This is a genomic window from Paraburkholderia fungorum, assembly GCF_900099835.1.
GTDB lineage: Bacteria > Pseudomonadota > Gammaproteobacteria > Burkholderiales > Burkholderiaceae > Paraburkholderia > Paraburkholderia fungorum_A.
Window position 1 is genome coordinate 666,263 of sequence record NZ_FNKP01000002.1, and the last position, 12,171, is coordinate 678,433.

The following is a 12,171-nucleotide window of genomic DNA, read 5'->3' on the forward strand; positions in this document are numbered from 1 at the left end:
TTCAGTGAGCGCCGTTCCGACCTCGACTTGAACTCACTTTATTTATTCTCCCGATCGTCTTTAGGCGTTCTTGAACGCGCAACGCACAGGGCGCATACAAACACGCCGATAACCACGCCGATGAGTAAACACGCAGCATGCGTGAAAAAACTTACCATCCTTGACCCCTTAGCAATGTCAAACTTTCCGCGTCGTAAAACGACCTGGTGCGGCGCTGGGTCATGCGCCCCAGCCCCCGGCGCGTCAGGCGATGTCCCACAGGCAGTTGAAAGCTGGGACGGCGGAAGTTGCATAGGTTAGGCAGACTTCAGATCAGGGTCAACGACTTTTTCCGCAGTGAGATGAAATAATTTTGAAAGAAATCGAATGTCGTTCGTGCCGCTGTTTTCCACGGTGGTTCCGAGCTTCCGGAAGGCCAGTGCAACACGGCCTCAACGGGTGCCCGTTACGATTCGGCATCGGGTGCGGGCGCGCTGGAGTCAGCCTGGGTAGGCGCCCGGTAGAGTTGGGGTCACCTCAGCGGGTCAAGTCCGCCCGTTCTGAGTCGTATGCGACCGAATGCGGCTCTGCAATAGCGCAACCAGGCTTTCCCAGGTCATCTGGCTTGCGCAATAAGCCTGCTGGTCGCCTCTCATCGTTTCGAGATCGATCTTCCCGTCGACGATCGCCTGGAAAACCTGGGCGAAACCATCAGTGGTCCCATTTTCGACGATCGTGCCGAAGCGCCCATTGTCCGTGATCTCGCGGGCGCCACCGACGTCCGTCGTTACGATGTAATTGCCGAAATAAGCTGCCTCCGACAAGACCAGCGCAAAGCCTTCCCACCGAGAGGTCAGACAAAAGACACTGGCCTTTGCGTACAAAGCATAGAGATGCGTTTTGTCGAGGGGGCCGGTCAATTCTATTGCGCAAGCCAGGTCGGGCCGCTTCGTCAGCAATCCGTCGATCATCGCTTCGAAATCCGGCTCGACCGGGCCGGCAAAAACAATCCGCCAGCCTTCACGCCGTTCCAGTTTGCAAAAGGCGTCGATAGCGAGTTCGTTGTTCTTCTGCGCTGTGCCGATACGACCCACGCAAAGAATTACTTTCTCGCGCTGCTCGACCTTGGAAGTCGACGACGCATGTTCCGCCCAAATGCCGTTCGGCATGAAAAACAGATTCCGGCGAAATGCCGAAGCATGATCTCGCAGCGGCCGGAAGATAGCTTGGGTTTCAGCGGAAATCAAGTCGATTCGCCCTGCCATGAACAGCGAAACCTTCGACTTGAAAGCGCCAAACCCAATGCGCCGTGTGGTAATCCAGGCGAGCGAGCGTAGATCCATGTCAAGCTTCAAATAGCGGGTTATGTCCGGCCGAATCAGCCTGAGGAGTTCAAAGAAAAACAGATTTTCCTTCGAAAAATGATAAAGATTGACGACGGTGATCTCTTTGTTGCCCCACAGATACGCCAACGCCTTGGCATAGAAAATTGCTTTGGATCTCGCGCCAAGTTCAACCAGCGTCAGGTCGGCGGTGAATTCGGGAGGCACTGAAAGTGCGGCCTTTTTGCGGCGATAGATGATGATCGAGGTCTGTCCGAATTTGAGCCTTGAATAAAGTGCAGGAATGCAGCCGACGTCCTTGTGGAAATGCTGTTCGTCAAAATCGTCGAAAACGGTGGCGAATCTGTTCAGCTTCTTTTCACCGGCCACCTGTGCGGAGCTGCTGCTGTGTAGATACAACATCACGAAAACTCCAACAGTCTCACCACCGAGCAGACCAAGAAGCGCTGAGGCGAAACCGACCCTATGCAGAAACGCGAGAAAGATGGTGACGCTGATCACCGCGACAAACGTGTTTGATACGGTCGTGAACCGTTCGCGATGTAGCGGTATGCTGACCTGCGTGTCGATATAGACCGCGACGGAGGTTGCTACGAAAATCGCGGCAAGCAAAGCCATATGGTCGCTCGCGGCATCGAACTTAGGTCCCGCGAAAAAACGTATGGCGGGTCCGCCGAACAGCCACATGCCTAGTGCCAGAAGAATGACGGTCGCACCGCAGACGGACGCCGTCTTGCAGATATAGGCGCGGCGTCGCCCACGAGCGAAAGCGTGAACGGCCGCGGGCATCAGGACACGGCTCGCGGAACCCACTACCATATTGGCAACAGCCAGAATCTGTTTGCACACGTTCAGATAGGCCAGGTTTTCCTTGGTCGACAGAATGCCCATCAAGAACTGGTCCGCGAACTGGTAAATCGATCCGACGGAGGCGTTGGCAAGAAAATAGCGGGCGGCAGCGAGCCTTTTATACGCGCTGACGTCGAACCGGAGCGGGTGGCGCCTAACCACAAAGATGAACGAGACGACATTCGGAAGAACTATGAAGATTGCCGAAATGGCGGCATACGTCATCACGTCGCTTTTCGTCCTGACGGCGTAGAAAAGAACTGCAATGGAGGCAAGGCGAAGGGAAGCCGTCCGCCAGAAAAAGATATCCATTCTATCGGCGACATAGAAAAACCAGTCGACATTAAGAAATGAAAGTAGCGTCACGCCGACATAAATTAAATAGATCGGGTCTGGTTTACCCTCTCCGATGAAGGCAATTGCAATCACAATGATGTGAAGCAACGTCCCGATGCACGCGGCAAAGATCTGCAATGAAACAAGGCCGGAAAGCTCATGGTCACCGTCGCTGGCGCTCTGAAGCAGCCTGCTCGAATACTGGCGGGTGCAGTAGTTCGACATGCCGAGAACCAGCACGCTCGTGATCCACGTTGACAAGATCAACGCATGCACCGCTCGGCCATACGCTTCGGGACCAAGGACGCGAAGCACGTACGGCACCGTAACGAGCGGACCGAGCAGGCCCGCGACGTTGGTGAGAATGGAATAACTCATTCCGCGTAGCATACGCATTACGCGACCGTAGACGCGTCAATGTAAATGAAAACATAAAAAAAATTACGCATTGGCCGCCTTGTTCTCGATTGTTTTCGTTGCATTAACTTCCACGATATAAGGTCTACCAGATTGTTTGTCCAGCGCCGATCAGGTTTGTTGGGAAGCAATGGAAGTTGTCCGAATTTTATGAGTTAGCGTGTCACGTTCATGGCTTCCCAGTGACCTCGATAGTGTCCTATACCTGATGCGACTACAAGGGTTCTCCGGCTATCGGGTTCTCCCGCGACTCTCGATCTGAACCTGGGTTCATCAGTAGTGGCTAAATGCCGTTCGGTTGTGATGGGAAGGTATACATAAAGCAGCGTTCTGAAAGAATAAGTGTCCGATTACGCAGGGGTCTTGTCGCCATCAATCCGTCGTTGCATCGAATACTGTGAGAGAGAGATCGTTGCTCTCTCATCCGTTTTTGCGAATAGAGTTCTCATATATCGAATAAGCTAATGATGTGATTTTTGAAAATAGTTGCTGGTGTAGATTCGGAGTGCATAATTATAAGGCAGCGTTACTGTAATTTGACACTCGCGTGGCTGGCCCGTGATCGTCGCCGTAGAGCGATCGCTTTCCCTGCCAGTTAACTGCACGACGAACCTAGGTGGCGAAGTTAGCGTTTCGCCCACCCATCGTTTGGGAGCGCAACAATGGATACAAGCGGAGCGTCCACGACTGCAAGCACGAACACGGTTGCTGTTTCCATCATTATTCCTGCTTACAACGCGGCTCGATATGTCGAGGAGGCAGTTCGCGCGATGCTCGTGCAGAGCTGGTCCGACTTCGAGCTACTGATTCTCGACGACGGTTCGACCGACGATACATGGCATATCGTTCAGAAGCTTGCGCAAGAGGATGGTCGGATCCGGGCCGTCAGGAATGAATCGAATTGCGGGATCGTGGCAGCGTTGAACAGGGGAATGAGCCTGGCGGCGGGGCGTTACATAGCTCGTATGGATGCAGACGATTACAGTCCGCCGCATCGGTTGGCGCGTCAGGTAGCCTATTTCGAGGCGCATGAGGACGTGGTTGTGGTCGGCTCGAATGCCCGGTATTTCGGCGACAAGACAGGCGCGCTCAAGCTGCCTCAATCGGCTTCGGCAGTTCGCACTAGGCTGCTTTTCGACAACCCGATCGTTCACAGTTCAGTGCTGATGCGCAAGACGTGGCTGATCGAGCGCGGCATTCGCTATCGGGCGAAGGCGGTTCATTCAGAAGATTATGACTTGTGGGTCCAGGTCGTCGAGGCGGGCGGGAAGATCATCAATCTTCCTGATGAACTGCTGCATTACCGTGTTCATAGTATGAGCATCACTCGCAGCAAGCAGGAAGAGCTGGAGAAGACATCCGGCGAGATTCGGCGGAGTCAACTGGCACGACTAGGGTGTCGCTTTACCGCAGAGGAAATCGATATTCTGGATACGCTGATGTTCAAAGGACGCTACTCGGTGACGAAGAGTGAGAGCGTGTTGTTGCACAGCATTTACGTCAAGCTCCTGCTTCTTCCCATACCTGTTGGCGCGCTAAAACGTCGGTACGAGACAGGAAGATTCATTGCGTCGCTCTTCTGTCGTCCGCGGAGTCTATTCGACAAAGTGAGGCTTATGCTGGCGCTCGGAAGAATCCAGCCGTTGACAGCTGCAGTATTCACGGTGCTTTTTGTATTCGGTGAACCGTAGCAGGCTGCAGAGCGACAGAGACCAGTCGTGGCGCGGCGGGAGTGACCAGAAATTTTTGATCGCCACGCGCGGTAGCGCGGACACACCAGCTTACCCGGGCGCACGATGGATAGACGCAAGCTACTCAACGTATCGGCAACTGGCGCGTGGCTCGTCGCGGCGCCGGCGATCGGTCGCGCGGACTCAGCTCGGCTATCGACTCCCGATGCGGGCGTGCCATCGCACCGGGTCAGTCTGCGAGGCTCATCGTTCGACGGTCTTCACTCTATTAGAGACTTCGGTGCGTTGGGGGACGGCGTAGCTGACGACACCGCAGCGTTGCAGCGCGCAATCAGCCACGTCATGAATGAAGGGGTAAAGCAAAGCGATACTTCCCATTTACCTGGTGTTCTTTTGCCTGCAGGTCACTACAAATTGAGCGACACGATCGCCACTGCGCCGTGGATAAAGCTGTGTAGCGCGGGCGGCGTGTTGCTGGACTTCACGTCCCTCGCGCTCAATAAAAACGGCATTGTCTGTCGCAACGAGGTGATGTTTGGCCCTGGTGACTTGCGCTATCCGGGCAATCGTTCGCCGTTTCTCGACGGATCACGCGGAACCATTTCGGTACTCGGGCCCGGCTCACAGCGCTCAGATGGGTGGGGCGTCGTGATGGGCAACACAGACTCAAAATTTAAGGGCGAAGTGCGCGATGCGGGCGGTCGCAACATCGTTATCACGGGCTGGCGCGGTGCGCTTCGCATCGACTCGATCAACACCTATCTGATTGCATGGACGTCGAGTCGTTTCGAGCAAAACCGCGAGGCCGCCATCTACGTTCCAGCGCTACGCGGACCAAGCGTCAATAGTGGCGAAAGGATGAGCTTCTTTGACTGTACGTTCGCGAGTTCCACGCACGCGCTTTACGTGGATACGGATAGCCAGGACTTTGTCTTCGATGCGTGTTCGTTCGATTTCAATGGAGATGTCATCAGCTTCGGTCCGCGGTCGGGGTACGGCACAGTCGCCCTGAGCCACTGTCACGCGGAGGGTTTCGACGGGATGCTGGTCGACGCAGTGAAGGCAGGGGACCGGATTCGCGTCACGATCAGCCATTCCACCATCTTGCCTCGTCGGTGGCTGCAGGGACATCTTCCAAACGCACCGCGTCAGTTGATAGCTGGGCACTGTAGCTTTTCCTCGACTGCGGTTGAATTCCGGTTTGAGAGGCCGCAGATCGACACGCACGAAGTACTGATTGGCGATGAAGTTCAAGTGGAGGCGCTCAGCGGTTTGAGCTTCCAGGGGTATGACCTGCTGCCCGCGCGCGTCCGATGCCTCAACCCCGACGCGGAGTTTCGTCACGATGCAGCCGGTACGCTGGTTGATCGCCTGGAACACTGGAAAGCCGCAACGGGAGACCAGGCCGTGTCCGGCCGCGTCATGACAGTAGCCGATGCCGGCAATGGTGCGGTGGTACCACCCAGATCAAATCGTGCGCTTGTGTTGAAAGCGCCGGTCACGGGGGGCGCCAAGCTTGTCCTGAGTGCGAGATCGGCCTTTATGGTGACGCCTGGAGAAACGGTGTGCGCAGTGTGCTGCGTGTCAGGAGGAGGGACGCTCGGAAATATCGTTGTTTCCATCGATTTTCTTGCTTCCGATGGCTCCGTTTTTCTCAATATTTCGACGCCGTCTTCGCGGGGACCTGGCATCGCTACCCTGCGTGCGGTAGCTCCGGCGGGTGCAACGCAGGGAAGGTTGGTGGCAGGTTTCAACAACTGGCTGGGCGACCTGTCGGTCACTCGTCTGGCTGCGTGGCGTGCAGCATGAGACCGTTTTGGTGAGCGCAAGTGAATCGAAATTATTTCTCGCATTGCAGGGCGAAGCATGGAGACAGCAATGAGTCATGTCATGGATCGGCGCGAACCTGCGGCGCAGCCAACCGGGTTTGTTCTTGCCGCGTTGCTCGACGTTTTCGTCCTGCATCGAAAGATGATGTTCTGGATCTTCGGCTCGATCGCTTTGCTCGGCGTAAGCTGGGCATTTCTGTCCAGTCCCGTCTATCAGGCGGACATTCTGGTGCAGATCGATGAACCGGTGAGCGACGCTTCGGGGCGCTCGCCGCTTGGCGATGTCGCAACTATGTTCGATGTCAAGTCGTCCGCCGACTCTGAAATGAGGGTGCTTGCATCGCGTTCGGTGATGGCCAACGCTGTCGACCTTCTACATCTCGACATCGAGGCGAGGCCGGTTCGGTTCCCGCTGATCGGCAATGCAATCTCCAGGGCCAATCGGAGCTTGTCGACTCCGGGTCTGTTCGGAATAGGCGGTTATACGTGGGGAAGCGAGCGCATCGCGGTTAGCTCATTCGACGTGCCAGTTGACCTTGAGGGTGCTTCCTTTGATTTGACCGTTACGGATGCTGGCCACTTCCGGCTATCCGGCCCTGGCCTTGACGGCGATCAGGCTGGAGTAATTGGAGCGCCCACCACGTTTCAGAGCGCAAGCGGACCGCTCACGCTAAACGTTCAATCGATCGCGGCGAAACCTGGTGCGCGTTTTCGTTTGACTCGCCACTCTCGGGTCGACACTGTCAATGAGCTTCAGCGCGACATCACAGTCAGCCGGAAAGGCAAGGATGAGATTGACGTAATCGAGGCCAGCTTGCGAGGTCCAGATCCACAGCGTATCGCCGAGACGCTCAACGCCGTCGCACTCTTCTATGTCAAGCAGAACATCGACCGTAAGACCGAAGAAGCGAACAGCTCCCGCGCTTTTCTCGAGGCGCAGTTGGGTCCGCTGAAGGACAAGCTCGATGCAGCGGAAGCCGCGCTATTTGATTTGCGCAGCCGGCTGAGTTCGGTGGACATCAGTGGCGAGGCTCAGGTGCTGCTCCAGCAGTCAGCGGCGAACGAAACGCTGATTACTCAAGCCAGGCAACAGCGCGCGGGGCTGATGGCCCAATTTGGCCCGACCTTCCCGACGGTTGTCGCAATGGACGAGAAGATCGCGATTCTGCGCGCGCAATCTGATTCGTTGAAGACGCGGATCGACTTGCTGCCGCAGCAGCAACGGGAGATCGTGCGGGCCGAGCGCGATGTGAAGGTCAACAAGGACCTGTATATGGGCACGCTGAACAATATTGGCCAGTTAAATATGTTGCAGGCCAGTCCAATCGGCAATGTGCGGCTGATTGATAGCGCGCTGGTATCCCACCAGCCGGTCCCGAAGCGACGTCAGGTGATCATTGCCGCCGCCTTGATAGTGGGTGCTTTAGCTGCCGTCGCTGCCGCCTATCTGCGCGATATGCTGTTCTCCGGTGTCTCGGATGTTCGGGAGATCGAGCAGGCGGTAGGGCTGCCCGTGTTCGCTGCCGTGCCGCTCGCGTCGCGTTCCCGATCGGTGCGCATGCTCCCTCCTTTGCGACATTCGCGCGCGCGGGGCCTGCTCGCATTGACCGATCCCGGAGACCCCGCCATAGAAAGTATTCGCAGCTTGCGAGCCGCATTGCAGCATTCAATGCTGAGTACGGGTAACAACGTGGTGATGTTTACCAGTCCATCGCCACTCATCGGCAAGTCGTTTGTGTCTTCTAATTTTGCAGCAGTGTTGGCGGCGGCTGGCAAGCGCGTATTGCTGATCGATGGCGATCTGCGGCGCGGAAAACTCAGCGAGATGTTTGCCAATGACTCGAGCAACGGTTTCGCCGACGTAGTTGCGCAGGCGATCCCGATCAAGGCCGCGATTATACAAACCGGCGTACCGAATCTCGACTTCCTGCCAGCCGGATCGCGTCCCCGTATCGTTGGCGACCTGCTGGCCAGCAGGCGACTCGACCATGTCATGAGGGAATTGTCCGCAGGGTATGACGTCGTCGTGCTGGACACGGCGCCGCTTCTCGCCGTACCGGACGCTGCCATTCTCGCGCCGTTTGCGGCGGGCAATGTCTTTGTGCTGGCGCGGGCAGGTTTCACCAAACTAGGTGCGTTGGATGAGACCGTGCGGCGCTTGCAGCAGGTTGGCGTAGAAGTGGCCGGCGTGATTCTCAATGGCATCGATCCTCACGCCGGCCACTTCCGTTATGGGACATCGCAAGATTGGTATCGGTATCCTGCCACCGAGTCTAGAAAAGAGATGGATGCCTCATGATCTACTATCTCGTTCCGCTGTCCATTTTCTATTTTGGCATCGCACTGTCTGTCAGCTATGGGGGGACCAGCAAGGCTGTCCTCTTTATCACTTCGATGCCGCTGATTTTGTTGGTGTGCCTGCGCGGACATGCCGGCACCGATACTGCGTCGTATTACTCAGCGTTCACCAATCCGGACAGTTTTCGAGTTTATGGCGGCGAGCCACTGTTCGGTCTCTTAGCCGCGTTCTTGTGGGATATTTGGGCCGATCCACGGTTCGTAGTCAATGGGATTTCTCTGGCCACCGCCGTGCTTCTGATCTGGGGAATTGCGGGTACTCGCTATGGTGCGTGGTTTGGCGGTTTGCTGCTGGTGCCTGCGATGTTCTTCGAGTTGACCATGAACCTGATGCGATTCGGTCTCGCATCGTCGATCTTTCTGCTGGCAACGCAGGTGCCGATGAACAGGAAACCCGTTCGCTATCTGATCTTGGCGATTGTCGCCACTGGCATGCATTTTTCGGCGGCACTGCTCTTTATCCTTTTCGTTGCGATCACGCAGCGACCCCAACGGGTTTGGGTGGTCTTGCTCATGATTCTGGCCGTCGCCGGCACGCTCGTCATGCCTGGCTATCTTGAGAACAAGGGCGACATGTATGAAGAGATGGTGGCGCCAAGCGTGACGTCGGGACTGGCGCTGCTGATGATGCAAGCGCTGATGATTGGCGCGATCCTGCGTTTCAGGCGCGATTTCGATATTCCGAACGTCGGACTGGGTCTATGTGCGCTGGTTGCGTTGGGCGCCTATGCAACTACGCAGTTTACCTACGCGGGCATCCGTTTTCAGATGATCGGTGTTTACCTGCTGGCTGTAGTCATGCTCAGGCAATATGCGCCCGCGTCGGGGCGAGTTTCACACGGTCTGGCTATGTGGCTGTTGGTGATCGGATTGCTGGGATTAGCCGGGCGACTTCATAACATGGTCGACGAGGCAGGTCAGGGGAGATCGCCTTTCCTACCCTATCGGACTATGCCCGCGCTGCAGGACTACTACTAGACACATAGATGGTAATGCGCGCGAGTCAGAAAAGATGCATCAACCACTGCGTTTCTATCTGAAGCATAAATTCATATAAGAGTTCGCATAACGGATAAAACCGGGTAAGTCATATGATTTACCGTAGTACTTTGCTGGCAAGAGTCGTTTGTTGTTGATGTCTGTGAGTTCTGAAGTTTGTCTGAAAGACATAGGTTGCGGTCGTCGTCTGTGAACGACATGAACCGTAAAACGGTTTATGTTATTTGTGAAGTTTGATTCTGATGCGTCGGGTTCTGGCCGATCTTCTGGCTCGATCTCGTGTCGATCTTCCGTTCACACCGCCAGCCGCCTTTCTGTCGTCGAAGGTCGCAATTCATATCTTCAGCCCGCGCGATCCGCCACATCGCCACATTGTTTTAAAGCGCGGACAAATAGAAATCGAAGATATGTTTCTCGAGGAGGAAGAAAATGCATAATTGGGAGAAACGCATCGAGCCAGACTCATCTGAGCCGTCTGACGATGTAGCCGTGAGCCGTTCGACATCTTTTGATGATCTGGCTGCGGCCGGATTGAAACCGGCGCACGGGGTGACAGGTTTCATTAAGCGGTCCATCGATATTTCGGCCGCTCTATTCCTGATCACGATACTGCTTCCGGTGCTGGTCTTCCTTGCTTTGCTGATCACGAGGGACGGAGGCCACGCGGTGTTTGGGCATGTCCGTATTGGTCGGGGGGGGCGGCCTTTTCGATGCTGGAAATTCCGCTCGATGGTCAAAGATGCCGATGCGGTTCTCGAACAACTGCTTTGCTCCAGTCCGCAAGCGCGCGCTGAATGGGCTCGCGACTTCAAGCTGAAGAACGATATCCGCATTACGCCGATGGGCAAGATATTACGCAGTACCAGCCTCGACGAGTTGCCTCAGCTTTGGAACGTGCTTCGCGGAGACATGAGTCTGGTCGGCCCGCGACCTATTGTCGAACAGGAACTGGCAAGGTACGGCCCTGACGCGTCCTACTATTTGATGGTCAAACCCGGCATCACAGGATTATGGCAAGTAAGCGGGCGAAATGACGTTGACTATGCGACGCGGATCTCGCTCGACGTGTCTTACGCAAAGAACTGTTCCCTGTTACTGGATATATCGATTCTCTTGCGAACGTTCAAGGTGGTGTGGGAGCGAGACGGGGCCTATTAACCTGAACGTGTGTGGTAGACCCGCTGGTTGGTACGTATATCGCGCATTGAGGAGTTAGACAGATGAAAATACTTCACGTGATGGAGTCGACTGCCACTGGGACTTTATCGATTGTCTGTACGATCGCGAACCGGCTGGCAAGAGAGGGCAACGAGGTGTATGTGATCTATTCGGTGCGCGACAATACGCCGAAGGACTTGACCTTACTGTTTCACCCGAACGTTATTCTCCGACGATTTCAGATGCGCGATCAGTCCATTGCCCGGACCCTGATCGGGCTACGAAGGGAGATCTGTGGCCTGAGCCCAGATATTGTTCATCTGCACTCGTCATTCGCAGGTTTTCTAGGGCGCCTGTCGACGCTCTTCTGTTTGCGATCCACCGTATTTTTTTATAGTCCACACTGCATCTCTTTTATGCGTGCGGACGTTCGAAGAACGACGAAGCTTTGCTTTGCCGCTTTGGAATGGCTGGCATGCGCGAAAAAGTGCCTGTACATAGGTTGCTCGGAAAGCGAATGCCTGGCAATACGCCGCTATTTGCGTAGGCGCGCCGTTCTCGTTGAAAACGCCGTCGACGACGCGATCTTGGCGAGAGGCAGTGTGGTGCAGACAGAGGCTCGTAGATCCGGCGCCAGACGGATTGTTACCGTAGCGGGAATCAGGAAGCAGAAGAATCCGGCGCTTTTCGCACAGATAGCTTGCCTTCTTGAGCGGAAAAACTTGGAGATTCTTTGGATAGGGGACGGGGATCCGGATGCCACGAGGCTGCTTCGCGATGCAGGTGTCGAGGTGACAGGCTGGCTTAGTCGGGATGCGGCTCTGGAAAGAGTCGGGCAGGCTGACGTCTTTCTGTCCACATCGTCGTGGGAAGGGATGCCGGTGTCCGTGATCGAGGCTATGGCGCTGGGAACGCCTGTGGTGGCATCGCGTTGCGCAGGAAACGTGGACACCATTCGCCATTTGGAGACGGGGCTGGTATTCGATAGCGCGACAGAGGCGGCCGAGCTGTTAAGCGGTTTGCTCGACAACGAAGAGTTGGGTCTCGCCATTGCGACGCGCGCGATGATCGAGGCGCGGGAGCGATTCAGCGAGGATCGGTTCTTTCGCGAAGTGACTTCGCTTTACGCGGCTCAACCACAGGGTCGAGGAAGGGAACTCCGTGCTGACTTCCGGGCGGACTTGGAAGCCTGAGGGTCTGTGGTAGGAGCAC

The 12,171-nt window shown here is 55.8% G+C and carries 7 protein-coding genes and 1 pseudogene; 7 read left to right on the forward strand and 1 reads right to left on the reverse strand.

The features are described from left to right. Positions 1 to 524 precede the first annotated feature (524 nt). Positions 525 to 2,885 (reverse strand): glycosyltransferase, encoded by a 2,361-nt coding sequence (locus BLS41_RS19035; protein ID WP_074767615.1) that lies wholly within the window; start codon positions 2,883 to 2,885, stop codon positions 525 to 527. A gap of 701 nt (positions 2,886 to 3,586) precedes the next feature. Between BLS41_RS19035 and BLS41_RS19040 the strand changes: the two genes are divergently transcribed. The 7 genes and pseudogenes from BLS41_RS19040 to BLS41_RS19065 all read left to right on the forward strand — a co-directional run bounded on the left by BLS41_RS19040 (position 3,587) and on the right by BLS41_RS19065 (position 12,152). Then, positions 3,587 to 4,615: a glycosyltransferase family 2 protein gene (locus BLS41_RS19040; protein WP_074767617.1), complete on the forward strand. Its 1,029-nt coding sequence runs from the start codon at positions 3,587 to 3,589 to the stop codon at positions 4,613 to 4,615. A gap of 105 nt (positions 4,616 to 4,720) precedes the next feature. Further along, entirely contained in the window at positions 4,721 to 6,424 is a 1,704-nt protein-coding gene (locus BLS41_RS19045; protein ID WP_074767619.1) for a glycosyl hydrolase family 28-related protein, read from the forward strand. Between the two features lie 69 nt (positions 6,425 to 6,493). Further along, complete coding sequence (locus BLS41_RS19050; RefSeq protein ID WP_074767621.1) at positions 6,494 to 8,743, forward strand: polysaccharide biosynthesis tyrosine autokinase; 2,250 nt, start codon at positions 6,494 to 6,496, stop codon at positions 8,741 to 8,743. Continuing rightward, a complete protein-coding gene (locus tag BLS41_RS19055) occupies positions 8,740 to 9,780 on the forward strand; it encodes an EpsG family protein (RefSeq protein ID WP_074767623.1) in 1,041 nt (346 codons plus the stop codon). Before BLS41_RS19050 ends, BLS41_RS19055 begins: the two co-directional genes overlap by 4 nt. Before the next feature lie 263 nt (positions 9,781 to 10,043). After that, the gene (locus tag BLS41_RS38480; protein ID WP_143026316.1) at positions 10,044 to 10,238 is read left to right on the forward strand and encodes a hypothetical protein; all 195 of its coding nucleotides are present in this window, start codon (positions 10,044 to 10,046) and stop codon (positions 10,236 to 10,238) included. A gap of 124 nt (positions 10,239 to 10,362) precedes the next feature. Then, positions 10,363 to 10,959: pseudogene (locus BLS41_RS19060) on the forward strand (sugar transferase); the annotation flags it as partial. A gap of 62 nt (positions 10,960 to 11,021) precedes the next feature. Next, complete coding sequence (locus BLS41_RS19065) at positions 11,022 to 12,152, forward strand: glycosyltransferase (protein WP_074767627.1); 1,131 nt, start codon at positions 11,022 to 11,024, stop codon at positions 12,150 to 12,152. Positions 12,153 to 12,171 lie beyond the last annotated feature (19 nt).

Excerpts from the sequence above, each read along its gene's own strand:
- BLS41_RS19065 (WP_074767627.1), top strand. The coding sequence starts at position 11,022 with ATGAAAATACTTCACGTGATGGAGTCGACTGCCACTGGGACTTTATCG.
- BLS41_RS19050 (WP_074767621.1), top strand. The coding sequence starts at position 6,494 with ATGAGTCATGTCATGGATCGGCGCGAACCTGCGGCGCAGCCAACCGGG.
- BLS41_RS19040 (WP_074767617.1), top strand. The coding sequence starts at position 3,587 with ATGGATACAAGCGGAGCGTCCACGACTGCAAGCACGAACACGGTTGCT.
- BLS41_RS19045 (WP_074767619.1), top strand. The coding sequence starts at position 4,721 with ATGGATAGACGCAAGCTACTCAACGTATCGGCAACTGGCGCGTGGCTC.
- BLS41_RS19055 (WP_074767623.1), top strand. The coding sequence starts at position 8,740 with ATGATCTACTATCTCGTTCCGCTGTCCATTTTCTATTTTGGCATCGCA.
- BLS41_RS38480 (WP_143026316.1), top strand. The coding sequence starts at position 10,044 with ATGCGTCGGGTTCTGGCCGATCTTCTGGCTCGATCTCGTGTCGATCTT.
- BLS41_RS19035 (WP_074767615.1), bottom strand. The coding sequence starts at position 2,885 with ATGAGTTATTCCATTCTCACCAACGTCGCGGGCCTGCTCGGTCCGCTC.